The following is a 26,686-nucleotide window of genomic DNA, read 5'->3' on the forward strand; positions in this document are numbered from 1 at the left end:
TAAATGAACAAAAAGCAGCATAAACGAACTGAAAATGCGTTTATGCTGCTTTGCAATTATTATTTTTTATTGTTATCCATTTCGAGCAGCTTTTCAAGTTCTATCGGGCGTGAATAATAATATCCCTGCAAGCTGTGAACATGATAATTCAGCAGGATATGTCTCATTGCTGCTGTCTCTATTCCCTCTACGCAGACCTTTGCTCCGTATGTAGAGGATACTTCTGCAAATGTCTTGATAAAGGTGCGTTCTTTAAGATCGTCCTCTATCTTCATAACGAAACTTCTGTCGATCTTTATGACATCGAATGGCAGCTCTTTTACTATCTCCATTGATGAGAAGCCTGTTCCGAAGTCGTCAAGTGCTATCAGTATGCCTCTTCCGCGCAGATTTACAATAATGTTTTTAAGCATTTCCATGTTGAGAAGTCTGCATCGCTCCGTTATTTCAAGGCAGAGATGCTCTGGAGGAAAGTCGGTAGCCTCAAGGGTATCGAATACCATATCAAGGAAATTTGTTTTCTCAAGCTGAGTATATGAAAGATTGACGTTGATTATAAAGTCTGGGTATTTTTTCATAAGCTCTTTTGCGCCGAGTATAGCGGTTTTCAGTATCCACTGACCAAGCTTGAAGAAAAGGGGATCCTTTTCGAGGATAGGAATGAAGTGATCGGGCGGTACAATGCCGTATTCATCATTCTTCCACCTGAGAAGTGCTTCCGCGCCGATTATCTTTTCCGATACAGCATCAACAACGGGCTGATACAGCAGGTAAAATCCCTGATAATTCTGCATAATGGAAGCTCTTATTACATGGAGCTTTTCTATCCTCTGCTTGTTCTCGTCGTTGAGGTCATTGTAGAATTCAACAAGATCGCCCTGTCTGCGTACCTTTGATTCGCCGTATGCGAAGTTAAGGCAGGCATATACGGTCTGAACGTCTATCAGGAAATTATCTACCGTAAGCAGACCTGCATTCAGATCAAGGATAATGTACTTATCATCAATGAAAAAGCCCTGTCTGAAATGTGTGCGCAGTTTATCGTATCTGTCGTTCATTTCTTCAACTGAAAGAGTGGACATAACTGCGAATTTTGTTCCGTCAAGTCGATAGATGCTTTCCGATTTATTAACGTTATCAAACATATATCTTCCGAATTTCTGGAGAACGAAATTGCCGAAGTGATATCCGTATACCTCGTTGATCTCGGAGAATTTTCCTATACCTATCATGCATATGCGCATCTGTATGTTCTTGACCATATTAGTCTCAAGATCCTCAAAGAAGCCGTACTGATTTTTGAGACCTGTAAGCGGGTCGATATGACCGTGTACACCGTGGTTGCGGATAGAGCCGCAGAAAAACTCGGGTATCTCGTTGGGATCTCTGATGACTACGCCGCGGCAGGTGCAAAGAACATAGTCGCCGTTGAGCTTTCTTGCTCTGTACTGCATATCATGACCTAAGGTATTTCCCGAGAAGATAGAAGATATTCCCGAATGATATATCTCAACGTCATCAGGGTGGATATGCTTTTCCCATATACCGCCTGCGCCGAGCATATACTCTGAAGGCAGGCCAAAGATCTTTACAGCAGCCTTTGACCAGCGTGAATAATCATGCTTCATGTCGCATACATAGACGTAAGTGTCCTCAGCCACAACAGAAAAAGCATCAAAAAGTGCATCGAGCTTCTTTTTTCTGTCTAAAGGTATTGGAGCATCGAGACTGTCGGGACCGTGCATATGCGGCTTGACAGCACCTTCTTTGAGCCATTTTTTGTTTTCGTACATCATAGTATCGGCACGTTCAAAAACATCGGTAAACATTTTATCGTGCTGAGGATTGTAAACAGCCATGCCGCTTGCGATGATAGGTCCTTCTTTTTTATTCTGGTTCTCGATCACATGATTATGTAACTCTTCGAGAAGAGAAGCTCGGTTTTCAAAGTCTGAACTTCTGAGAAATACCACGAATTCATCGCCGCCCACTCTGAAAACAGGGCTGTGAGAGAAGATATCGCATATTAGCTTGCATGAAGCCTTGATATACTCATCGCCTGCCTTGTGACCGAGAGAATCATTTATTCGTTTAAGGTCGTTGATATCGCATACAACTATAGCAAAGGGCAGATAGTCAAGACCGTTGTCGATATTGTTCTGTACTGTCTTTTCAAGCTCGTAGAAAGCGTTTTTGTTCTTTATTCCTGTAAGCTCATCACGGCGAGCCATTTCATTGGCTATTTTCAGCGCTTTCAGCCGTTCATGTTCTTTTTTTAACTCTTCTTCGATATTCTCGACGCCAATAATGAAATGTGTATGGTTGCTTGACAGCATAACAGTGAAACGTGTATGCACAAGTTCGGTGTTTGAAATTACACGACATTCAATGATATACTGTTTTTTATCTTTAAGTTCATTTTCGATTTTTTCTTTGGTCAGTGACCTCATTACACTTTTTTTATCAAGACGATAAATATTCTTGTTTATCATTAAAGACATATTGTCAAAGAATTTCGTTCCTTCATTTATTACGCATATTGTGCCTGTTTTTTTATCAAATGAAAACTCTGAGAAGTCGCCGGTTTCCGCATCGATATACAGCAATACATCATAATATGAGGCAAGAGATTCGGATATACGGGTATATATATCTCGCTCGTGTTCTGCCAACTGTAATCTTTCGCGGTCGCGGACTCTGTCGTCAATATTGATAACACCAAGTATAAAGAAATCCTCATCATCGTTTAATCCGCGAATGAGTCTGAGAGTATGATAAACAGGCTGTCCGTCTATCATAAGGCGGTATTCTATGCTTTGCATTGAGCCTTTTTTTACGTCAGACAGAAGCTTTTCTTTTTTGAAATCTTCCAAGAAAATATGCTTGTCCTCTTCATAAACGACCTTGTCCACATCACGGATTATATTCTTGAAAAAGTCCTCACCGCCTTGTTCTATGTGAAGAGAATGGAACTCGGGGTCGACAGAATACCATTGATACTCATTGGTAATAGCATTCACATAGTAAACGCTCGAATAGTCAACAAGGAGAGCTTCAGCTATTTTATAGAATACATTATCGTTACTGAACATACAAAAACCCCCCGTAATGTATATTTAGTTAAATAAAATCAATTGATGACAATAATATCGTATTTAATCTCCTATATTATAACATTTTTATCATATATAGTCAATGACAATATGTGAATAATTTATAAATTGTATATTCAGTAAAAAGCCCTCGCAGCAATGCTGTGAGGGCTTAGGTCATAATGTTATTGTGAATGTAAGCTTTCCTTTTTCGTAGGAGGCTGTTATGCTTCCGCCCATTTCACTGAGCAGATAACGTGCTATATGAAGTCCGAGACCTGTTGAACCGCGGGCGGTTTCGACAGTGTAAAAACGGTCAAAGAGCTGTTCTGCCTGTACAGCCGTAATTTCATCGGCAGTGTTTGAGAAAGTTATTATGCCTGCATCGTCAAGGCGTATATCAAGGTCGCCTTTGCTGTATTTTACCGCATTATTGAGTATATTTGAGAATACACGGGACATCGATTCTTTATTGACGCGGCGTATTATTTTTTCATCGGTAATATCTATGGAAGGTGTTATATTGTTTTGCGTCAGTACAGGGTAAAAGCTGCTTATGCACTCTGCAAGGAGCTGATTGATATAAACATCTTCAAGCTCAGGGGCTTCGTCCTTCGATACTATCATGGAGTAGCAGAAAAGCTCCTCTGTTAGCTTCTGCATGGCTTCTGTGCGCTCTGAGATTATATCCATATATCTGTGGAGCTTCTTTGTATCATCGGTCTTTTTTGCGATATCAAGGTATCCGCGTATAGTTGTAAGGGGAGTGCGCAGATCGTGGGAGATGTTTGTAATAGAGTTTTTCAGTTCGTTGTTGCCGTTGATGTATGATAGCTGTTCCTTGCGGAGTATGGAGAGCTGAGTATTTATGCTGTCGGCAAGCTGCTTTATGTCCTTGTCGCTGCTTGTAACATAGACAGGATTATTGGTATCGTTTTTCAGTCTGTCAGCAAACTGCTCGGATATTTCCCGTGCTGACTTTTTCAGCGTATATATCTTTGCAATGAGCAGTATTATTACTACTGCGGCGCATAACAGACATAATACCATTTTTTACCTCCTGTTTATTTGAGATCGGTCCTGCGGAATATTGACATTCCGCCAAGTATAAATACTATGGTGATCAATACGGAATAGAATATGTGTGTCCACGGGTTTTTATCAGGTGTCATCAGAATCGTAAGTTGACTCAGAGGACTTATGTCATTAATGGTTTTCAGCCACTTTATATCCTGGAATTCCTCTGCCATAACGGAGAAAAAGAGCAATGGGTACATAAGTATTATAGGCAGTACTCCGCCTGCATTGCTTTTGACAGTCATAGCGATAAATGTGGTTATGGCAGATATAGCAATATTCGCTAAAAGGCAGACCATAACGTTCTTTGTAAAGGCGGATATATCAAGATCCTTTGTGCCTATGAAGCAGATGTTACAAATGACGGAAGTAATTATATAAAGTATCAATGGCAGACAGAATATGAGTATCTCAGTTATCTGGTTTGCAAGGTAAATATCGTTTCTTTTGTGACCTACGGTAAGCTTGTTGCGTATGGTATTGTTTGAATAATCACGGCTTATGAATAGTCCGCCTACTGCTGACAGCATCATTACCATGAGTACCCCCATTTCAAACATACCGAACCATGTTAGGTCGTCTTTGAGATGACACGCAACGGCTTCGACTACGCCCAAAACTGCACCCAATACAATGCAGCATTTGATATCGAACCTGTATTTTATCAGGCTTATGTTTACTTTTAAGAGCTTATTCATTGATGCCACCTCCTACAAGTGATATAAAGAAGCTTTCAAGGCTTTCATCGTGCTCGGATACGGAGAGTATCTCGCATTTTTCCTCCCACAGGCTGAAAGCAAGCTTGGTTATATTCGGTGAAGCAAAGACATCGGCTGTCTCATTGTCGATTATTTTATATTCTATGCCCATTCCGTCAAGAGTTCTTGCGAGGACGGAAGTATCGGTGACTTTCATTCGCACACACTTGCGGCATTCGTTTTCAAGCTCTTCAGCGCTCATTTCGCGGATAAGCTGTCCACCGTTTATGAAGCCGTAGTGAGTTGCTATTTTTGAGAGCTCGTCAAGGATATGGCTGGATATGAGTATGGTTATATTCTTTTCGCGGTTGAGTTTAAGTATAAGCTCACGCATTTCGATTATTCCCTGCGGATCAAGACCGTTTATAGGCTCGTCAAGCACAAGAAAATCGGGATTTCCGCAGAGTGCAACGGCTATTCCCAGACGCTGACGCATACCGAGAGAAAAATCCTTTGCTTTTTTCTTTCCCGTATCTTTAAGACCTACAAGCTCAAGAAGCGCGTCTGTACTTTTAAGGCTTGGAACTCCCATTATCTTATGCTGTATCTCAAGATTTTGTTTAGCTGTGAGATAAGGGTAGATAGAGGGAGTCTCTACAACCGCTCCCATTCGCTTCCTTGTGTCGCATATGGCACTGTCTGTGTTTTTTACTCCGTAAAGCTCGAATGTGCCGTCAGTCGGCGGCTGAAGTCCGCATATCGTGCGTATGAGCGTAGTTTTTCCTGCGCCGTTTCTGCCTACAAATCCGTATATAGACCCCTTTGGCACGTTCATGGTAAGTCCGTCAAGTGCTTTGAAGTCTTTGTACTTTTTTGAAATGGCATTTGTTTTTAGTACATAGTCCATATAAGAACCTCCTTTTTTCTTTCTGAGACCATTATAACATCAAATGGTTAAGAAAACGGTTAAGGAATGAGTTAAGATATGGTTAACATTTCAGCATGAAGCCTATGCCCCATACGGCTGATATGTAGTCGGTATCGGATACGGCTTTCAGCTTCCTGCGGAGATTATGGACGTGTATTTTTAGCGAGTCCTCGGTGCAGTCGGGGGTATCATCGCTTATCTTATCAAGTATGGTGAGCTTGGCGACTACGTGTCCCTCATTCTGCATGAGCAGCTTTAGGATAGCGTATTCCGTTCTTGTGAGCTTTATATCTTTCTGACCGTATTTAACGGTGTGAGAGTCTGTATCGAGCTGCAATTCTCCGCATCTTATCACGCCCTCCGATAAACTGCGGCTTTTGCGGAACTGTACGGTTATCCTTGCAAGGAGCTCATCAATATCAAAGGGCTTTGTGATGTAGTCGGCAGCACCGCCGAGAAGCAGCCCTACTTTATCGGAAGTGGCTGTTTTGGCACTGACTACGATAACAGGGATACCGTTTATATTGCGCAGGAGCTCTTCACCGCTGAGCCCTGGGAGCATAAGGTCAAGGAGTATAAGGTCGGGCTTTCTGCCTGACAGGAGCAGAAGTGCTTCTGTGCCCGAATATGCCTTTGATACGGTGTAGCCCTCACTTTGCAGGACTTCACAGAGCATATCATTTATATGTGTATCATCATCTATTATCATTATTTCTGCCATAGTGCTGTCCACCTTTTTCCTTTTTCATATTATTATAACATCTGCTGCCGATTTTTTCAAGTGGCATTGCTGTTGTATGTGATGAATACTATTTTACACAAAAATGTTGAATTTATTGGCAGAATAGTCTATAATAATAGAAGCACCATACCTATATTTTATTCTATTATTCAACAATGAGGAGGATGAAAAAACATGAAAAGAGAGGGAAAAAAACTATTCAGCAAGCTTACAGCCGCAGTATCAGCGGCGGCAATGACGTTTTCACTGATACCTGCAAATGTATCGGCGGATACAGCTGATACGGCGGCAGTACAGTGTGTCGGAACGAGCGATTTTGAGGACGGTATCGGCAAACCGTGGAAAGTCCTTACTTATTCATCGGCAAGTGCTGTGTATGATGTTAAGGACGGTTCGTATAATATCAAGATACTCAGTCATGGAAACGGTGATCGTTCAGATCTACAGTTCAGACACGAAAAAATACATCTTGAAGAGGGGCATACTTATAAAGTACACTGGGAGTTAGAGTCTACCGAAGAGGGCGAGCTCGATACATATATAGATTCTCTATATGACATGACAGATGATGATTTTGTTTATGACTCCAGTAATCTGATATGGCGGAATAATAAAGACTCATTCCCTGAAGCATGGACAGTCGTCAAGATCGAAAAGGGCAAAAACTCATTTGACTCAACATTTACAGCTAACAGGACTATAGATGATGCAGTGTGGGGATTTGAATTTGCACATTCATGGAAGTATGGGCAGTTTGAAGCTTTTCCTACTGATACTGTGCTCAAATTCGATAATATGTCCCTGGAATGTGTGACCTGCGGTGAGTGTACCGACAGTGACAAAATAACCTGCGGCTGGGATAAGGAGGACGAACTTGGTGTAGTTACTCCGAGAAGCGATGTAAGACTCAATCAGCTGGGATATTATCCTTATTCCGTGAAAAGAGCCACATATGCAACAAGCACTGAAAAGGAGAGCATGGACTTTCAGGTGCTTGATGAAAAGGGAAACGCAGTTTACAAGGGCAAGACACAGCCTCTCGGATTTGATACTGAGGCTGAAGAATACTGTCAGATAATTGATTTTTCCGAGGTGACGGCTCAGGGAAAATACACTATCCGTGTGGACGATACTGAAAATACTTATACTAATAAGAAATCAGGCAGACAGTATGAAAAATACGTCAGCCACGAGTTTACCATAGGAAATAACATATATAAAGGTGTCCTCAGTGATACAATGAATTCTTTATATCAGTCACGTTCGGGCATAGATATCGAGGAGAAATATATCACCTCATGTGATGACGAAAAGAACAAGGCAAAGCTTGCACATAAGGATTTCTATGAGGTTGATGAGGCATATTTGCAGAAGGAATGGCAGGAGCCTTACAGTTATTACTATCAATCGTCAGCTGATAAAAAAACACCGATCGATGTCTCGGGCGGATGGTATACCGATGAATTTATGACGAAGGATATTGTGGCAGGAGCAAATACGGTATGGCTTCTCCAGAATATGTATGAAATGTCACTGAAAAACGGTACTGCTGATAAGTGGGCTGACGGCAAGACAATGAACGTCCCGGAAAACGAGACTACAGGTAAATCTGCTCCTGATGTCCTTGATGAAGCAAGATATGAGCTTGAATTCATGTTCAAAATGATGGTAGATCCTGAAAAGGACAGCATATGGGGCGATAAATACGCAAATTTTGTATATCATAATGTAGAAAATGCTTATTTTTATGATTACAGAGAGACCTATAAAAATCCCGAAAAGTTAGAGAAAGTGCGTGTTGTTACTCCGCCGACTTATGCTGCAACATTTGATATGATAGCCTGTGCTGCTCAGGCTGCACGTTTGTGGAAGGGCATAGACAAGGAATTTTCCGAGAAGTGTCTTGCAAATGCCAAGGCAGCGTGGGAGTCGATAATGGCTTACCGAGAAAAATGGGATGTTGCTGCTTATAGGAGTACGCGGTCCGAAATTGATACTGCATTTACACCTGATAATGGTATGGGCTCTCTCGATTACAGTGTAAGAGATGAGGCTTACTGGGCAGCCTGCGAGCTTTTTGCAACTACAGGAGATAAAGAGTACTATGATGTTCTCAGTGCTTATGAGGGTAAAAATGAAGAAATTGATACTGATGATGCATTTGGTATAACATCAGGCTTTTGCGCAACAGACTTTTATCAGTATTCATTAAATACCTTTGATGAGAAAAATACTGCCGATCTCGGAACTATGTCACTTTATCTCAGCGATAATGTAAGTGCAGAGGATAAGCAGAAAATAAGCGGAAATATCAAGGCAGCTGCGAAAAATATCGTTGATACTGCTGCAAAGGATACGAAAAACAACTATATGGAAGTACCATATAAACCATACTGCGGAGATTTTTATATCCCGTATATCATGGATTTCTTTATAGGCTATGAATACGGTTCAAATGCGATCATGGCTGATAATGCGGTACTTCTTTCCTATGCTTATGATGCTACGGGAGATGAGACGTTCAGGAATTATGCCGAGAATGCACTGAATTATATCTTCGGAAGAAATGCTCTTGGCATATCCTATGTTACAGGCTACGGTTCATATCATGTAAATGATCCTGTAAGCTATTACTGGCTCAATGAGCTGAACGACAGTTTCCCAAAAGCTCCCAACGGAGTAATGGTTTCCGGAGCAAACGGTCTGATAAGCGATTATTATTCACAAGGAACTCTTATTAAATACAATGAAAGAGGCGGTACGCAGAAGAAATATGCCGACTCTGTAGAGGCTTACTCCGTAAATGTTATGGCTCCTCAATGGCAGGCAGCACTTGCTTGGGATATGTCATTCTTTGAAGATAACGTAAAGTCTGAGCCTTCGGCTGTAACAACAACTACAAATACTTCAACTACAGTTACTTCTGTTACAACTACGACGACTGTATCATCTGAAGGTCTGAAACCTACAAAGAGCGGCGATGCAAATTGTGATGATTCAGTTGACATGGGTGATGTTGTGCTTATAATGCAGTCACTTGCAAATCCTGATAAGTACGGTGTAGGCGGAAGTGACAAATACGCTCTTACTGAGCAGGGAAAAGTCAACGCTGACGTTGATAAATCATCAAAGGGAATTACAAATAATGACGCTCTCCGCATACAGGAATTCCTTCTTCATAAGGTAGAGAATTTAAGTAAATAAAAAAATTTTAAAACGGCTGTCCACTTGGGCAGCCGTGCTTCGTTTATACTATATAGAAAGACAGAGTACACATAATGGAATACCATTTGTATAAAACGCGCGATTTTTATATATCTGTAACACGAAAGAAAGACCGAATGAAGAGTCGATTGTCATTATGCATATAAATTGTTGAGCGATGTTATTCAATACGCCAAAATGCTTGTATAACATATTGACACTTCAAAGAAAAGAGAGTAAAATATTTTATAACGGGTATCGTTATAAAATAAAGAATGGCAACAATTTTTTAACAATTTAATTTTAACATTTTAAAAGGAGGAATTTTCAAATGAAAATGAAAAAATTTCTTGCTGCTGTAAGCTCACTGGTAATGTTAGGCGCATTCACTGCTTGCGGAGATAGTTCGTCTAATGAAAGCACTAATAACAACAGCAACAACAACACAGAGGCTACAACAAAGGCTAACGATGCTGCTACAGAGGCTGACGCAGGTGCTGACAACAACAATAGTGCAGCTGGTAAGACAGTAGGTATCGCAATGCCTACAAAGTCTCTTGAGCGTTGGAACCGTGACGGTGAGTACCTCAAGTCACAGTTCGAGGCAGCAGGCTATTCTGTTGAGCTGAAGTATTCAGACAACAATGATAACCAGCAGAACAACGATATCCAGGGAATGATCGCTGATAAGGTAGACCTTCTCCTTATCGCTGCTATCGACGGAAGCACACTTTCTCAGACACTTGCTGATGCAAAGGATGCAGGTATCCCTGTAATCGCTTATGACCGTCTTATCATGAACACAGACGCTGTTTCTTACTATGTATCATTCGATAACTACACAGTAGGTAAGCTCCAGGGCGAGTATGTTGTTGAGACTCTTGACCTTGATAATGCTGCAGGTCCTTTCAATATCGAGTTCACAGCAGGTGACCCTGCTGATAATAACGCAGGCTACTTCTTCAACGGTGCATACGATGCTGTTAAGAAGTATATCGACGACGGAAAGCTCAATATCCCGTCAGGCAAGAAAAAGTTCGAGCAGGTTGCTACTGCACAGTGGTCAACAGATACAGCTCTTGCTAATATGCAGAATACTCTTGCATCGTATTACTCAGACGGCACACAGCTTGACGTTGCCCTCTGCTCAAATGACTCAACAGCTCTTGGCGTAGCTCAGGCTATCTCTTCAGACTACAACGGTAAGAATGTTCCTATCGTTACAGGTCAGGACGGCGATATCGCTAACCTCAAGAATATCGTTGACGGCAAGCAGTCAATGACTGTATATAAGAACGTAAGCGATGAAGCAGGCGTTACTCTTGAAGTATCAAAGGCTATCCTTTCAGGTCAGACACCTGATGCAAGCCTTCTTGACTCACTTTCTGCTGAGGCAACATATGATACATCATCATATGACAACGGCGTAAAGACTGTTCCTTCATACCTCCTCGTTCCTTATGTAATCACTAAGGATAACCTGGATAAGCTTGTTGACACAGGTCTCTATCAGTGGGATAGTGCTAACAAGTATCTGGAGTCAACAGCTTCCACGACCTGATAAACGAATAACGTAATAATACTTTCTGGGCGGGCTATGCCCGCCCCTTTTTCTAAATTTTCAGGTCATCTGCGAACGGTAAATAGCCATTTTCGCAGGGCGAAGGAGGGATATACTTGGCAGAATTTATACTTGAAATGAAAAAGATAACAAAGGAGTTTCCGGGTGTAAAAGCACTTGATAATGTTAATCTTCAAGTAAGACCGGGCGAGATACATGCCCTTGTTGGTGAGAACGGTGCGGGTAAATCCACACTTATGAATGTTCTCAGCGGAACATATCCCTATGGTACATATTCGGGAGATATAGTATATAACGGTGAGACCTGCCAGTTCAAGACACTGCATGACAGTGAGGAAAAAGGCATCGTTATCATACATCAGGAGCTTGCTCTTATCCCCGAGCTTTCCATTGGTGAGAATATGTTCCTTGGCAACGAGCAGAAGGGACTCTTTGGTATCGACTGGGACAAGACTTACCATGAAGCAGGCGAGCATATGCGTCAGGTTGGTCTTAAAGAAGAGGCTACTACCCTTATAAAGGATATCGGTACAGGTAAACAGCAGCTGGTTGAGATCGCTAAGGCTCTCAGCAAGAACGTTAAGCTGCTCATACTTGACGAGCCTACTTCGTCACTTAATGAAGAAGATTCAAAAATGCTTCTCGATCTTTTATTAGGCTTTAAGAAAGAGGGCATGACTTCTATCATTATTTCCCATAAGCTCAATGAGATATCATACGTTGCGGATAAGATAACTGTTCTTCGTGACGGTTCAACTATCGAGACTATCGACAATGCAGATCATAATATTGACGAGGCGCGTATCATTCGCGGAATGGTCGGACGTGAACTCAGCGACCGTTATCCGTCACGTGAGCATAATATCAGCGATAAGATCGGCATGGAGGTAAGCGGCTGGACAGTTCATCATCCGCTTTATACCGAAAAGAAGGTAGTTGATAATGTCTCATTCAATGTCCACCGCGGCGAGATAGTTGGTTTTTCTGGCTTGCAGGGTGCAGGACGTACCGAGCTTGCTATGTCTATTTTCGGAAGGTCATACGGTTCCGGTATCAGTGGAAAGCTTAAAATAGACGGCAAGGACATGGAGCTTAAAAATGTCCGTTCTGCTATCGAAGCAGGACTTGCATATGTTACCGAGGACAGAAAGGGCAATGGTCTGATACTGTCTGAGAGTATTGCAAAAAATACTACTATGGCACGTCTTGAAAAGGTGTGCAGCAAGGGTATCGTTAACGTTGACAAGGAGAATGCTGTTGCAGAGGATTACAAGGGAAGGCTCAAGACTAAGACTCCTTCCGTACAGCAGGCAGTAGGAAACCTTTCAGGCGGAAACCAGCAGAAGGTGCTGCTGGCAAAATGGATGTTTGCAGATCCTGAAGTTCTTATACTTGACGAACCTACAAGAGGTATCGACGTAGGTGCAAAGTATGAGATATACTGCATTATGAATGAACTTGTGGCACAGGGCAAATCAGTTGTTATGATATCTTCGGAAATGCCTGAGTTGCTTGGTATGTGTGATCGTATATATGTTATGAACGAAGGAAAAATGGTCGCAGAGATGCCTGCTTCTGAAGCTACGCAGGAAAAGATCATGTCTGCTATCCTTAGTTCCGACAAAAATTAATGATCGAAGGAGTGTAATATGAACGTTAAATCATTCATAAAGAAATACACCATGGTCATTGCCCTGGTCGTGGTATTCATTTTCTTTGCTATATGGACAGAACAAAAGCTTCTGCTTTCGCAGAATCTTTCAAATCTTCTGATACAGAATTCATATGTTCTTGTACTTGCCTGCGGTATGCTTATGTGTATCCTCACAGGCGGTAACATCGACCTTTCAGTAGGTTCGACAGTTTGTCTCATTGGTGCTATTGCTGCGCAGATGCTGACAAAACATAATCTTAATCCGATAATTGTTATTTTACTCTGTCTTGTATTCTCATGCCTTATCGGTATGTGGCAGGGTTTCTGGATCGGATATGTACATATACCGCCGTTTATCTGTACTCTCGCAGGAATGTTCCTGTTCAGAGGTTTCGGACGTGCTATACTTGAGTCAAAGACTATCGCTATCCCTCAGTCAGAGGGCAGCGTAGGCAAAAAGTTCCTTGATATCTTTACTTCATATATTGATGTTCCGGGACTTGACCATTCGTGGCATATCAACGCTGAAGGAAAAGACGTTGAGGTAAGATTATCTGCACTTATCTTAGGTATAATAATTTCAGTTGCTCTTATTGCAGTAACTGTTCTCAAGCGTGTAAAGAAGGCTAAGAAAGGGTATAAGCAGGAGTCTGCTATATCACAGTTCGGAAAGGTACTCGTAATTGATGCTCTTATACTAGCTTATACATGGAAGCTTTCACTTTACAAGGGTATCCCTGTAATGGCTATCTGGGTACTTGCAGTTGTAGGTATCTATGCATTCATCACTTCCAAGACAGCATTCGGTCGTCATTTCTATGCTGTCGGCGGTAACGAAAAGGCTACAAAGCTTTCAGGTATCAATACAAAGATGGTTTACTTCATGGCATATACATCTATGTCAGTACTGGCTGGTCTTTCAGGTCTTCTCGTTGCAGCCCGTGTTGGTTCCGTAAACGGTGATACAGGTAACTCATTTGAAATGGACGCTATCGGTTCATGCTTCATCGGCGGTGCTTCTGCATACGGCGGAAGCGGTACAGTCGGCGGAGTTATGGTAGGTGCTATACTCCTCGGTGTTATCAACCAGGGTATGTCTATCAAGGGTCTTGACAACAACTGGCAGTATGTTGTCAAGGGCGGCGTTCTTCTCGTTGCTGTTATCTTTGACGTTGTTTCAAATAAGAAGACAGGTAAGGCAGGTTAAGAGGCTAATAATACGGCTCGGAGCAGTCATGGGGACTCCGGGCCGTAATCTGCATTAATGTGAAAGGGAATAATTATGAACGAAGTAAAATATGACTTGGAAAAGCGTTCAAAAGCATATAAGTCGATTGGACTGAGAATGATAGTTGCCGTTTATATCTGCTATCTTGCTTTCAAGATAGCATCGGCTGAGGACACTTCCATGAGCAAGACTATGTGCTGGATAATCGGCGGTGTTTTCATGGCAGCAGCCATAGCTTTTATTATCTATTCGAGAAAACGTTTCCTTATTGATCTTGATTCAGCTAAGATCAAAGAAGATCATGCAGCTGATGATGAAACTGTCGAGGCAGAAGCAACGGAGGAAGATGATAGTTCGGAAAGCAGCGAAGCTGAGAGCGAAACTGTCTGAAAGGGGAAAGTCTCATGGGCATGGCTGAGGTAAAAAAGCTTTACAGCGAATACATCGCGCAGGTACAAGAGCTTGAAAGCAAGAAGAAAATAGGTGACGGTCTTTTCGGTATGGGGAAAAAGATCTCAGATGATCCTTGCCATGACGCTTTTGCAGAAAAGCTTGAAGCAGAGCTTAAAAGCTTTGGAAGCAGCTGTCCCTCTTCGGCTGAGATACGTGAAGTGCTGGGATATATCTATCATGTGCCCTCAGAACTTAATGAGTCACTTAGTTCTTACTGGATGATGAACGCAGTTCACGGATTTACTACAGAGCTTATCGGAATGCTCGATAAGACTGATGCGGAAGAACTCATGCGACAATATGAAAAAGATGTTCCGAAAAGGCAGCGTTTTCCCGTACAGAAGCAGGTGTTTTCAGCACTTAAAAAAGCCGCTAAGTAAGAACTGAATTATCCTTTATAGTAATGAAAAAGCCCCTTTTCAAAAGGGGCTTTTGTTTATATGACCTTTACGCAGTTTCTTCCTGCTGATTTTGCTTCGTATACCGCTTTGTCCATACGGTCAAATGCGTTTCCGAAGTCGTCATCGATATCTATTTGTGTAATACCGATACTACAGGTTATGTGTCCAACGTTTTCAAAATCTGTTTCGGCGACCTGATTTCTCAGTTTTTCAGCAAAGATAAAGCTGTTTTCTGCATCGGCATCATAAAGTACAACAACGAATTCTTCTCCGCCCCAGCGTCCCAGTACTGCGCCGCGAGCCTTTATGATATCCAGGATAGTATTAACGAAACGAACGAGAGTTGCATCTCCGACAGAATGACCGAATCTGTCATTTACGCTCTTGAAAAAGTCAATATCTATCATCATAATGGAAGTATTCTGCTGCTTCCTTTTTTTGCTTTCAATGGCGTTGCGTATCTCGGTCTCGATACGTCCGTGGTTGTATATGGAAGTAAGAGTGTCCTTTGAAGCAAGTTCCTCGTATTTTTTCAGCGTGGACATAAGCTCAACTGTATTATCGTGAATATCCTGTACCATGAATACAAATCTGAAATCTTCATCGTTGTTTGTTTCGGCACGGGAGAAAATAAGCTTTACCCATATGTATTTTCCTTCAAGATTCATCATAAGGCAATCATATGATGAAGTTTTGCCCGGAGCAAGATTCTCCTTGAGGTATTCGGGGGAAGTCCTTTGAAGGAACAGAGCCTGATCGTCAGGCCATATCATATTAACGATCATCCTGCGCCATTCGGAATATTTGAGCTGTTGATTCATTACTTCATCGGATAACTCTGTAACACTGATACTGTTTGTTGTATCCTGTACTATATCCACGTACATTGAGAAAAGATATGTATTCTGAATTGATTTGACCTTATTGTTTGTAAGGGTTTCGTCAACGTACTGGCTTCCGTCGAGTTCATCAAGGATAAAGATATATATGTCTTCCTGAGCTGTGGGATATATCGTCATCTGGACAACATGAGGCACACCGTGACATTCGATATTTATTCTTTTGCTGTATTTGCCGATGAATTTTCCAGATGTAGGGATAAAGACATGATAATCCTCCACAACACCTGTTGAGCTGTTGTTAAAGTGATACCATAGTTTGGCAATGAGGTCCTTATATAGTCCCTGTTCTTCTATGAAATCAACGAATAAACCTTTTCGGACAATGGTCTTGTATCTATCATTTTTTCCGTCGACTACAATGACAGAGTCCACTTCCTCAGTCACAAAAGCAACTACATTTTCAAGAGTACAGTTTTCAAAATCTATAGTCCCCACAATGAGTCCCCCCAAGATGAAAATTTATTCAGGGATAAAATTAAAGCCCTGTTTTGGTACACAGATCAATTTTGAAAAAGAATCTTATTATCGATTCTATATAGCATCATAATTATATTTTATCACATAATTGCAAAGAATTTGATAACATTTTGTGAATTAAACAGGATAATGGAATTATTTGTAGCTTTATACAATCCAACAGGCAATAGATTGGTGAATATGCTGTAATGATATGCCGCCTGCACGTTACAGATGCTCTATGATATGCTGAAAAAATCATAGTTCAGAGTCGTTTTACATCTGACACATTTGTGATATATTAAAGTCAGTTAAAGTACGCATATTTGCACATAATAAACTATTGACAATGATATTTGTTTCGGTTATAATGTGAAAGTAAGGAGCTGATAGAATGCACGGTGTTACAACTGAAAAGGCTGTTAAAAATCAGATCGCTTCCGCAAAAATGGAAGGTCTGGGTTTTAGCAAGGAAGCGGTTGGATTGATAAAAAAGTATGCTGACAACAGACTTTCACACGATAAGCTTATAAAGATAGTTGCGCAGAAATGCGCAGAAAGGTCATAATGGCTGTATATAGCATTGAAGGGTGTCAGGACAGCTGCTACCCGGGGACGACTGTCCTTATCAATAAGCTTGATATAAGAGAGCAGGAGCTTCTGTGTGAAGCAGAATCCATTATCGTTACATCATGTTCTGCAAAGGCTGAAAAGGAACTGGAATTCATCGATGTGGATTTTGATTTCTACAAGGGGCTTCATAAGCTTATTTTCGGTGATCTGTACGATTGGGCAGGCACTGTACGTACTATAAACATCTCGAAGAAGGGAACGGTCTTCTGCGATCATAATGAGCTTGAAAGACTTGGAAAGCTGAGATTTGAACGTCTGAAAGCGCAGGATTTCTTTCGAGGTATGGAATATGATGAATTCGTTTCCGAAATAGCGGAACTGTATCACGAGCTGAATATGATTCACCCTTTCCGTGAGGGAAACGGCAGAACGTTAAGGCTGTTCATTACATTGCTTGTCAGAAATGCCGATCATGATATCGACTTTGCATTATGTGATGCGGATATGCTTGCTATTGCAACGATAAAGGCTGCTCATGGTGATACTTCACTGCTGAAAGCTGTCTTTGCGGAAATAATTGAAAAATGATCTCCCACAGTCTGTACCGACAGGGTACGGATATGTGGGAGTTTTTTTGTCCTGTTTTTGAGTTGGCTATATGATTTTTTATATACCTTTGGCGGTTGAAAAATGGCAGTTTTGCCGTACATCTGATTTTTGCCTGTTTATAAGTTAAAACGGGTGTTTAAACTATCGCATTTTATGGTGTGAAAAGGGGTGAAATTGACCGGAAATATATTGACAGCCAGTATTGTTTTTTATATAATATATATCTGGTAAATTATACCAATTGATGTATTAAGGAGGAATGACGAAAAATGCTTATGAACCGACTAATCGCAGGCGTACTAAGTGCAGTGATATGTACTACAGCCGTTCTGCCAAATCAGGCATCATACCGTGCCGGTCACGAAGCAAAGGCAGCTAAAGAGAAAGCAAAAAATGCTTCAAGCGAATTCGATGTAAGATCAACAAACTCGCTTGGAAGATTTCTCAAGGGTGAAGCTGCCAAAAAAGACGTACCTGATCCACTTGCTGCAAACACCGATGAATACCAGTTCCAGATAACATCTCTGGAATTCAACAGCGAGACAGGTCTGGTGCAGATAGCATCTACTCAATCTGCTGATGCTAAGATCGTAGTCTCTTTCATTGATGATGAGACTTCAAAAAACGCTTTTAGTGTTAAAACTTCTGTTGGAGCAGGCAAACTCATCAACAGTGAGGTCAAGGCTGATATCTCAAAGCTTCCGCAGTATTACGTTGTAAAGGCTCAGCTCTTTGACAAGATGAACCGACCTGTGGGCGAAGCATATACCCTGAGCAGGTACACAAAGGCTGTTCAGGATATCATTGCCACCGATATTACAGCCTTCGATGAGGAACAGGTAGTTAATCTCGATGAAGATGAAACTACAAACTTCCTTGTTCTCAGCGAAGATACGGTGCAGGCAGAGAGTACGGAAGAGCAGAATACTCTCGTTTCTGCCGACTATGATAATAATGTTTTCGTCTTTGACAATGCCGACGAGACAGTTTCTTCACTTCAGGAGGGCGATCTGTTCTTCGTACAGCCTGATGATGAGAACATCATCGCCGTAAACGTTGAAAATATCAGAAAAGACGGCGACACTGTTACAGTATCTGGCAACGGCGACATTGATGATATGTTTGACTTTGTAAAGATAGAAGCAGACGGAGACATACAGAATTCACAGGTGGATACTTCTGTTGCTGATGAGGGCGTATCATTCCCAGATACCGATGAAAATGGTGCTCCCGTCATCAATGAGGACGGTTCATTCGCTTTCGAGTATGAGATGCCTCAGAGTGAGGTCAAATTTGATGTTACATCAAGCAAGACCTTCGATATCAACTCAATAATGGATCCGCAGACTGAGGATCTCAGTCATCTTGATCCTTACTGGGATTCGGAAGCAAAGGCTCAAAGAAAGGTTTCGGGAACTGTTACACTTTCCCTCAACCTTAATGTCTATATGAGCCTTTTCACCACGGATATTGAATTTACATTCAAGGTATCTCCTGCAATAAAGTTCACTCTTGGATTATCGGCAAGCGGCTATGATACTCTCACAGGTGATACGGTCAAGTCTATCGGAGCTACCCTTGCACATTTTGTAATCCCCACATCTATCCCCGGAATTATCGTTGATGTATCACCGAGAATTTTTGCCGAATTCTCAGGCAATATCGAATTAACGGTAAAGTGGGACAACGTTCTTGGATTTGCTTACTCGAAAGGTAAATTTGAAAACAAGACACAGCTGTTCAGTGAAGATAACATGAGCGCGGACCTTAAAATATCGGGCGAGATTTATGCGGGTCTTGAGCTGAAGCCGAGAGTAGAGGCTGTAAGTCCCAATATTGCATCTATTGATGTTGATATGAAGGCAGGTATCAAAATAAGTGCTTCTGCAAGTATGAGCGAGCTTTACGACCAGCTTGCCAGAAATGTCGACGAACCCGAAGATACAGTTATCGCTGAAAGCGGTAAAGGCAATTCTTATCATGCCTGCAAGTGCTGTATCAAGGGTAAGACAGACTTTGTTATAAAGGTAGATCTTGAGTTCAACGTGCTCAGAAAGAAGAATAAATATAAGCTTCTTGAGGCCACTTTAAATATTTCACCGCTTAACTTCTATTTCTCGTCAGAAAACGGTTTTGGTCTGGGTGAGTGTGATCACAATAGGTACAGAACTACGTTCAACGTAACGAGTACGGCTGACGACGGCTATATCCCTGCTACAGTTAAACTTAAAGACAAGCAGACCACTGTTGGTTCAGGCGGTGCAACATTCTACTGCCTGCCCGGTACATACACTTATGATGTGATCTATAACGGGGAAACACTGGAACACGGCAGCGTAACAGTTACCAATTCGGCACAGGATCTGAAGTTTGAGGAAAATGTAAATGTTGATGATGACGGTAATTTTAAGAATTACTCTCACGGCGATTCAAAGACTGCAACAGGTGTTCCTGTTACAAAGGCTTCCACTCCCCCAAAGGTAATGGTAACACAGACACTTCCTGCACTTTCATTTGAAAAGGATCAGATAATCGCAGAGACAGGTTCACTTGGCGATCATATCTCATATATGCTCTATCCCAACGGATATATGGCTATATGCGGATATGGTGAGATGTACGATTTTAACGGCTCACCATTCAGAGATTCTTCTATCATAAAGAACGTTCTTATACTGAACAGCGGTGATGAAAGCGACGGCGAAATAATAACGAATACAGGCAGCAATGTATTCGTTGACTGCTCCAACATGGAATCCATTAATATGCCGCAGACTATACAGCGTATAGGAAAGAATGCTTTCAGAAACTGTTCATCACTTTCTCAGATAACTTACGGCAAAGAGGCTGCACTTCCAAAGGGAAAGCTTGTAATGCCAAAGGCTGTTAAAACAGTAGAGGAGAGTGCTTTTTACGGCTGTGCTTCATTTACTGATATCGTTATCCCTGCCACTATCTCCGAGCTTGCACCTTATGTTTTCGCGGGCTGCGAAGGTATAGAGGCGATCGAAGTTCCTGATACGATAGCAACGATCAATAATTACGTATTCAGCGGCTGTATTTCACTTAAAAAAGCTGTTATCAGTGACGGTGTCAAGAGTATAGGATATCATATATTCAGCGGCTGTTCAGCTATTGAAGATATCACTATCCCGTACATTGGACATTCTCTTGAAAAAGCAGAGGAAGAGGACAGCAGACAGGAGTTCACGGATTTCTTTGCTGACGGTAATGCTGAGCAATTTGTTACTGTAAACAATACAGACGGCTGGGGTAGGTGGATACCTAAATCTCTTGATACGATCACTGTTACAAACGGTACAAGAGTTCCGAATTATGCTTTTTACCGTATCAAGACAGTTAAGAATATCTATGTTCCCGAGACTATGAAAACATTCGGTGATTATTCTTATTCTGAATGTGAATCTCTTGAAAACGCTTATATACCTGAAGGTGTTGAAAGCATAGGCAAATGCGCATTCAGATATTGCAGCAGCACTGCGTTCAAAACTATCAAGTTCCCGACAACTCTTACATCTATCGGCGATTACGCATTTTCAGACTGCACAGGTCTTGTAAATGTAACTGTTCCCAAAACAGTAAAGACTATCGGTGAATATGAATTCAATAACTGTTCTTCACTTAAAACCTTCGTTTTATACGGCGGTGCAGACGGTATCGGATATCACATTTTCAGCGGCTGCAAATCGCTTGCCGAGCTGACTCTTCCTTTTGCAGGATATAATGCAAAGTCAATTGATGATCCTGAGTTAAAGTGCGAGCTTTCGGGATTATTCCTTAACGGTGATGATAAGGATTACTACTATATGGAAAATACAGGCGGCTGGGGCAGGTGGATACCCAAGTCACTTAAAAAGGTCACTGTTTTAAGCGGCAAAAGACTTTGCAACTATGCGTTCTATCGTTTCGGCGGCGTTGAAAAGTTCGATATTGCCAAGAGCGTGACAGAGATAGGCAACTATACATTTGCAGGCTGTGCATCTATCACAAAGGACTACATTCCCGAAAATGTAAAGGTCATCGGCGATCATGCATTTGACGGCTGTACATCTATCTCAGACGGCAATATCCCTGAGGGTATTATAAGCATAGGCAACTATGCATTCTGCAATTGCAGCAGTTCTGCACTCAAAACTATTGTATTCCCAAAGACTCTTACAGCTATAGGCGATTATGCTTTCTCGGGCTGTACAGGTCTTACAAGCTTTACAGTTCCTGCAACAGTAAAAACTATTGGCGATTTCGCATTCAGTGAGTGCTCATCACTTAAAACTGTTGTTATAAACGGCGGTGCAGACGGTATCGGATACCATATATTCAGCGGCTGTAAGTCACTTGCTGAAATGACACTTCCGTTTGCAGGTTTCTCTCTTGAAGCTGTAAACAGTGAGAACAGCAAGCAGGAGATAATAAACTACTTCAGCAATGGAAACAATGATGACTACTATTCTTTTAACGCCACTGACGGCTGGGGCAGGCGTATACCTAAGTCACTCAAAAAGATCACTATAACAGGCGGCACAAGGATACCTGACTATGCATTCAATAATTTTGCCGGTGTTGAAACTTTTGATATCCCTGAGACGATCACAGAGATAGGCAATTATGCATACGCTAACTGTTCATCTATGAAAACTGCTTATATGCCTGAAGGAGTTGAAAGTATCGGGAATTACTCATTCGCTAATTGCAGCAATGAAGCTTTTGATGTTATCAAGTTCCCGACAACTCTTACTAAGGTCGGAAGCTATGCTTTCTCAGGCTGTACAGGTCTTACAAGTATTTCAGTTCCCACAACTGTAAAAACTATTGGCGATTTTTCATTCAGTGAGTGTTCATCACTTAAAACTGTTGTTGTAAACGGCGGTGCAGACGGTATCGGATATCATATATTCAGCGGCTGTAAGTCACTTGCCGAACTGACTCTTCCTTTTGCAGGATATAATGCAAAGTCAATTGATGATCCTGAGTTAAAGTGCGAGCTTTCGGGATTATTCCTTAACGGTGATGAGAAGGATTATTACTATACAGAAAATACAGGCGGCTGGGGCAGGTGGATACCGAAATCGCTTACAGATGTTACTGTGGGAGGAGGCAAAAAGCTTCCTAAGTACACATTCTACAAAATGGCAGGAATTGAAGACGTATATCTTCCTAAGACAGTTACAGTTATTTCAGACAATGCATTTAATGGCTGCGGAGGAATACAGAACGTTTACTATCCGAGTACAAGAGCAGACTGGGAGAAAAATGTTACTGTTGGCATAAACAATGAGTCAATTGACGGTAAGGTAAGATTCCTTGGTGAAGATTACTTTACAACTACAACAACTTCCGGTACTGCTACGACAACAACAACTACTACTACTGTTACAACGTCCAAGACAACAACTGCAACAAGCAAGCCTGCAACATCGACTTCAACAACATCCAAGACAACAACTGCAACAAGCAAGCCTGCAACATCAACTTCAACAACATCCAAGACAACAACTACAACAAGCAAGCCTGCAACATCAACTTCAACAACGTCCAAGACAACAACTACAACAAGCAAGCCTGCAACATCAACTTCAACAACATCCAAGACAACAACTACAACAAGCAAGCCTGCAACATCAACTTCAACAACGTCCAAGACAACGACTACAACAAGCAAGCCTGCAACATCAACTTCAACAACATCTAAGACAATGACTACAACAAGCAAGCCTGCAACATCAACTTCAACAACATCCAAGACAACAACTACAACAAGCACAACCACTACATCTTCGACAACATCTAAAACTACAACTACTACAACCACCACCACAACTACTAACGAAACATCTACAGTTACATCAACTACTACAGAAACTACTTCGACCGAACTCACAGAGACTTCGACCACAACTTCCACAACATCTGAGACTACAGAAACAACTACTACCACATCTACATCAACTACTTCGGAAACAACTACCACTACAACATCGACAACCACAACTACATCAACAACATCTACCACCACATCAACTACAACAAGTACACCTGTTATAACAACTGAGCCTGATATCGAATTGGGCGACGCATCGGGTGACGGAAAGGTCGATGCAGTTGACGCTTGCATTATCCTTTTGATATATGCAAAGAATTCAACTTCACAGACAGTTCCGCTGACTGATGAACAGAAGAAAGCGTATGACGTAAATGCAGACGGCAAAATAGATGCCCTTGATGCATCGTACATTCTCAGCTACTATGTATATGTTTCTATTGCTAAAGGTGACATTATCTCCTTAAAGGAATTCATCTTTGGTGTATAACTTCAAAAAGCCGTATTCGTTAAGAATACGGCTTTTCCTTTAATAAAATACTGACATTTTATTGCAATAATATACTTATCATGTTATAATAGGCTTGACAGTCAAAAACTGAAAAGGAGTGATATTATGGAAAATACAGTCAGCATAAAAAGCATCTTTAAACGTACTGCCGCAGTCATATGCAGTACTGCAATGCTGATGACTATGGGAAGCTTCGGAAAGGGAGAAATTTCTCATGCTGCCAGGGCTTCAGTCACAGTATCGGACGAGGTTGGTCTTGTTGGAAATCTTTTCTGCATTTTGGACGAAAAAAGTGCAGACCATGCGGAGCTGCAATGGGCGACTACACTCTCGGCTGACAGCTTTACGCTGTATCGTTCAACAGATCCTGAAAATGATTTCGTACCTGTTTATGAGGGCAGCGGAACTTCATATGAGGACGATGATATGGTGACGGGGACGACTTACTATTATCAGCTCGGAGTCAAGTCTAAGGGTAAAGAAGTGTACTCCTCGGTGAAGTCGCTTACTCCCTGTGTTCTTCCGTCGGGACTCAGCACCTACGACAATCAGAAGGGCAGCAATCTTGTCTATGATACAAGCGGTTATAAAGTAGGGAATACCTATTACAGCTACTCGCTGAAAAAGCATAACGGCAAGGACGATATTTACCTTGCCGAGACTACATCAAGTGACGGCAAACGCTTCGGCAATGAGCGCAATGTAGCTGACAGCTCGCAGAATTCCGCGCTTGAAAGCTGCAAGATAGAGTCTGTGCATATAGATTATATCCCTGCGAAGAATAAAGTAGTGGTATGGGCACACTGGGAAAAGCCAAGCGGTTACAGTGACGGAAAAGCACTTGTTATCACAGGAACTCCGGGCGGACAATTCACAGTTCATCACGTATACAATCCTCTTGGGATACAGGTGCGCGATATGGCTATATTCTTCGATGATGATGGAGCAGGATATCTTATAGCCGCCGCCAACAAAGAGGGACAGGGCGCAAATGCGACTATGTATATTTTCCGCATGAACGATGATTACAGCGATGTTACGGAAGTCGTTACCACCCTTTTCGAGGATCAGTATCGTGAGTTCCCTAACCTTATCAAGAAGGACGGATACTACTTCCTGTTTACTTCTCAGGCAGCAGGCTGGTATCCAAGCAGCGGAGCCTACAGCGTTACAAAAGACCTGAAAGGCAAGTGGAGCGAGCTTCGCAGTATCGGTAATACATCAACTTTTTCATCGCAGTCGGGCTGGATAGTGAATATGCAGGACAAAAACTATCTTATGCACGCATACCGCTGGCTGAGAGCTTCGACCACAAGCGGAACTACTCTTTGTCCGCTGTACTTTGACAATGGCTTTGCATTCTATGATTATTGTCCGTATTTTAAGTACAATACATCTACAGGTGAGCTTTATCCTGTTCAGCAGGGTGAGCTTCTCTCTCAGGACAGACCTGCTTCTTCATCGCTTGCAGCAAAAAGCGGAAACTCTCCTGCAAAAGCCTTTGACGGCTCGTATCAAAGCTCATTCACAGCTATCGGCGATTATAAGAAATGGCCATTCTATTTGCAGGTAGACCTTGAAAGAGTATGCGAACTCGCGAATATCCAGACTTCGTGGTATATTTGCAAGGGTTCTGAGGGATACTATACATATACAGTTGAGGGAAGCGTTGACGGTGTGAACTGGACAAAGCTTCTCGACCACACTGATAAGAACAGCGAAGTCGTAAGCAAGACATACGGCTTCAACAGTGATATGCTTTCGGGCAAGGCACGGTATGTGCGCCTTAACGTACAGAATGCAACGCTACAGAACAATCCCAACAATAACTGGTATACTCCTACGGTATATGAGGTCAAGGTGTTCGGAACTCCTGTAGGTAATGCTGAAAAAGCCAAGCCTTATGTTGATATTGATTTTGAAAATGGTACGGGAAACCTGTCACTTAACGGCGGAGCTTCCGTAAAACAGGACGCTCAGAAAGGAAAGGTGCTGTATCTTGACGGAAGCGATGATACATACGGAGAATTTCCTATGGGTATGCTTGACGGCTGCCGTGAGTATACCGTGAGCATGGACATAAAGTCTGAGTCGGAGGGGAATTTCTTCACCTTTGCCGCAGGAAAAAATGATGAGAAGTATGTATTTTTCAGAGTGGCAAATGAACTGTTCAGATTTGCAGCTACTACAGACTCATGGCGTGATGAAACAGAGCTTATCTATGACCTTGACGGTACGCAGTGGCATAACTATACACTTGTTGTGAGCGGTGCGGATACGAAGCTGTATTTAGACGGCAGGGAAGTGCTGCACACAACAGAGACACACGGACAGATAGCTGATATGGGTTCGGGAACGAGCTGTTATCTCGGCAAGTCTTACTATTCTGATGACAGCTATTTCAAGGGAAGTATCGACAACATAAAGATATATAAATGCGCACTTACCGAGTCGGAGATCAGCGGATCAGAAGCGGTCAGCGGCGATGTAAACGGAGACGGAGAATTCACAGTTGCTGATCTTGTGACTATGCAGAAATTCCTTCTCGGAAGCGGCGGACTTGCAAACTGGAAAAACGGTGATCTCTGTCAGGATAATGTGATCGATGTTTTTGACTTGTGCTTTATGCGTAAACTGATAACAGGCTGATATAATGTCAAAAATGCATTTTATGCAAGACATGAAAACGGCAGCGGGGAATATCCTCGCTGCCGTTTTTTGTAATATAAGTTTTTAG

The 26,686-nt window shown here is 41.9% G+C and carries 16 protein-coding genes; 10 read left to right on the plus strand and 6 right to left on the minus strand.

Features of this window, described 5'->3' with window-relative positions; translation table 11 throughout:
* Positions 1-59: 59 nt before the first annotated feature.
* The 5 genes from QZZ41_RS10575 to QZZ41_RS10595 form a co-directional block, all read right to left on the minus strand.
* On the minus strand, positions 60-3,092 hold the full coding sequence (locus tag QZZ41_RS10575) for an EAL domain-containing protein (protein ID WP_295071607.1): 3,033 nt from the start codon (positions 3,090-3,092) through the stop codon (positions 60-62).
* Between the two features lie 177 nt (positions 3,093-3,269).
* A complete protein-coding gene (locus tag QZZ41_RS10580) occupies positions 3,270-4,142 on the minus strand; it encodes a sensor histidine kinase KdpD (RefSeq protein ID WP_295071610.1) in 873 nt (290 codons plus the stop codon).
* A 14-nt stretch (positions 4,143-4,156) separates the two neighbouring features.
* Complete coding sequence (locus QZZ41_RS10585) at positions 4,157-4,867, minus strand: ABC transporter permease (RefSeq protein WP_295071613.1); 711 nt, start codon at positions 4,865-4,867, stop codon at positions 4,157-4,159.
* Positions 4,860-5,774 (minus strand): ATP-binding cassette domain-containing protein, encoded by a 915-nt coding sequence (locus tag QZZ41_RS10590; protein ID WP_295071615.1) that lies wholly within the window; start codon positions 5,772-5,774, stop codon positions 4,860-4,862. The genes QZZ41_RS10585 and QZZ41_RS10590 overlap by 8 nt, the downstream gene beginning before the upstream one ends.
* Before the next feature lie 82 nt (positions 5,775-5,856).
* The gene (locus QZZ41_RS10595; protein ID WP_295071618.1) at positions 5,857-6,516 is read right to left on the minus strand and encodes a response regulator transcription factor; all 660 of its coding nucleotides are present in this window, start codon (positions 6,514-6,516) and stop codon (positions 5,857-5,859) included.
* Between the two features lie 195 nt (positions 6,517-6,711).
* On the opposite strand from QZZ41_RS10595, the gene QZZ41_RS10600 reads away from it, so the two are divergent.
* From QZZ41_RS10600 to QZZ41_RS10625, 6 genes are all read left to right on the plus strand, one after another.
* Complete coding sequence (locus QZZ41_RS10600; protein ID WP_295071621.1) at positions 6,712-9,741, plus strand: glycoside hydrolase family 9 protein; 3,030 nt, start codon at positions 6,712-6,714, stop codon at positions 9,739-9,741.
* A 331-nt stretch (positions 9,742-10,072) separates the two neighbouring features.
* Positions 10,073-11,302: a sugar-binding protein gene (locus QZZ41_RS10605; RefSeq protein WP_295071624.1), complete on the plus strand. Its 1,230-nt coding sequence runs from the start codon at positions 10,073-10,075 to the stop codon at positions 11,300-11,302.
* Positions 11,303-11,418: 116 nt separating this feature from the next.
* Complete coding sequence (mmsA, locus tag QZZ41_RS10610; protein WP_295071627.1) at positions 11,419-12,954, plus strand: multiple monosaccharide ABC transporter ATP-binding protein; 1,536 nt, start codon at positions 11,419-11,421, stop codon at positions 12,952-12,954.
* Positions 12,955-12,972: 18 nt separating this feature from the next.
* Complete coding sequence (locus tag QZZ41_RS10615) at positions 12,973-14,184, plus strand: sugar ABC transporter permease (protein ID WP_295071630.1); 1,212 nt, start codon at positions 12,973-12,975, stop codon at positions 14,182-14,184.
* A gap of 75 nt (positions 14,185-14,259) precedes the next feature.
* The gene (locus tag QZZ41_RS10620) at positions 14,260-14,595 is read left to right on the plus strand and encodes a hypothetical protein (protein WP_295071633.1); all 336 of its coding nucleotides are present in this window, start codon (positions 14,260-14,262) and stop codon (positions 14,593-14,595) included.
* A gap of 14 nt (positions 14,596-14,609) precedes the next feature.
* On the plus strand, positions 14,610-15,038 hold the full coding sequence (locus tag QZZ41_RS10625) for a hypothetical protein (protein ID WP_295071636.1): 429 nt from the start codon (positions 14,610-14,612) through the stop codon (positions 15,036-15,038).
* A 56-nt stretch (positions 15,039-15,094) separates the two neighbouring features.
* On the opposite strand, the gene QZZ41_RS10630 is transcribed toward QZZ41_RS10625, so the two are convergent.
* The gene (locus tag QZZ41_RS10630) at positions 15,095-16,396 is read right to left on the minus strand and encodes a GGDEF domain-containing protein (protein ID WP_295071639.1); all 1,302 of its coding nucleotides are present in this window, start codon (positions 16,394-16,396) and stop codon (positions 15,095-15,097) included.
* 415 nt (positions 16,397-16,811) lie between these two features.
* On the opposite strand from QZZ41_RS10630, the gene QZZ41_RS10635 reads away from it, so the two are divergent.
* The 4 genes from QZZ41_RS10635 (at position 16,812) to QZZ41_RS10650 (ending at position 26,598) form a co-directional block, all read left to right on the plus strand.
* Positions 16,812-16,985, plus strand: coding sequence for a hypothetical protein (locus QZZ41_RS10635; RefSeq protein WP_295071642.1), 174 nt, complete (start codon positions 16,812-16,814; stop codon positions 16,983-16,985).
* A complete protein-coding gene (locus QZZ41_RS10640) occupies positions 16,985-17,578 on the plus strand; it encodes a Fic family protein (RefSeq protein WP_295071645.1) in 594 nt (197 codons plus the stop codon). The genes QZZ41_RS10635 and QZZ41_RS10640 overlap by 1 nt, the downstream gene beginning before the upstream one ends.
* A 290-nt stretch (positions 17,579-17,868) precedes the next feature.
* Positions 17,869-23,928: a leucine-rich repeat protein gene (locus QZZ41_RS10645; protein WP_295071648.1), complete on the plus strand. Its 6,060-nt coding sequence runs from the start codon at positions 17,869-17,871 to the stop codon at positions 23,926-23,928.
* Between the two features lie 126 nt (positions 23,929-24,054).
* Positions 24,055-26,598 carry a LamG-like jellyroll fold domain-containing protein gene (locus QZZ41_RS10650; protein ID WP_295071651.1) on the plus strand — a complete coding sequence of 848 codons (2,544 nt, stop codon included), beginning with the start codon at positions 24,055-24,057 and terminating at the stop codon, positions 26,596-26,598.
* Positions 26,599-26,686: the final 88 nt, after the last annotated feature.

The sequence above is a fragment of the Ruminococcus sp. genome (assembly GCF_016283395.1).

What these genes read in the sequence shown, in the direction of transcription:
- QZZ41_RS10620 (WP_295071633.1), top strand. Translation starts at nt 14,260, where the DNA reads ATGAACGAAGTAAAATATGACTTGGAAAAGCGTTCAAAAGCATATAAG.
- QZZ41_RS10640 (WP_295071645.1), top strand. Translation starts at nt 16,985, where the DNA reads ATGGCTGTATATAGCATTGAAGGGTGTCAGGACAGCTGCTACCCGGGG.
- QZZ41_RS10580 (WP_295071610.1), bottom strand. Translation starts at nt 4,142, where the DNA reads ATGGTATTATGTCTGTTATGCGCCGCAGTAGTAATAATACTGCTCATT.
- QZZ41_RS10615 (WP_295071630.1), top strand. Translation starts at nt 12,973, where the DNA reads ATGAACGTTAAATCATTCATAAAGAAATACACCATGGTCATTGCCCTG.
- QZZ41_RS10625 (WP_295071636.1), top strand. Translation starts at nt 14,610, where the DNA reads ATGGGCATGGCTGAGGTAAAAAAGCTTTACAGCGAATACATCGCGCAG.
- QZZ41_RS10635 (WP_295071642.1), top strand. Translation starts at nt 16,812, where the DNA reads ATGCACGGTGTTACAACTGAAAAGGCTGTTAAAAATCAGATCGCTTCC.
- QZZ41_RS10600 (WP_295071621.1), top strand. Translation starts at nt 6,712, where the DNA reads ATGAAAAGAGAGGGAAAAAAACTATTCAGCAAGCTTACAGCCGCAGTA.
- QZZ41_RS10585 (WP_295071613.1), bottom strand. Translation starts at nt 4,867, where the DNA reads ATGAATAAGCTCTTAAAAGTAAACATAAGCCTGATAAAATACAGGTTC.
- QZZ41_RS10595 (WP_295071618.1), bottom strand. Translation starts at nt 6,516, where the DNA reads ATGGCAGAAATAATGATAATAGATGATGATACACATATAAATGATATG.
- QZZ41_RS10650 (WP_295071651.1), top strand. Translation starts at nt 24,055, where the DNA reads ATGGAAAATACAGTCAGCATAAAAAGCATCTTTAAACGTACTGCCGCA.
- QZZ41_RS10605 (WP_295071624.1), top strand. Translation starts at nt 10,073, where the DNA reads ATGAAAATGAAAAAATTTCTTGCTGCTGTAAGCTCACTGGTAATGTTA.
- QZZ41_RS10645 (WP_295071648.1), top strand. Translation starts at nt 17,869, where the DNA reads ATGCTTATGAACCGACTAATCGCAGGCGTACTAAGTGCAGTGATATGT.
- QZZ41_RS10575 (WP_295071607.1), bottom strand. Translation starts at nt 3,092, where the DNA reads ATGTTCAGTAACGATAATGTATTCTATAAAATAGCTGAAGCTCTCCTT.
- QZZ41_RS10590 (WP_295071615.1), bottom strand. Translation starts at nt 5,774, where the DNA reads ATGGACTATGTACTAAAAACAAATGCCATTTCAAAAAAGTACAAAGAC.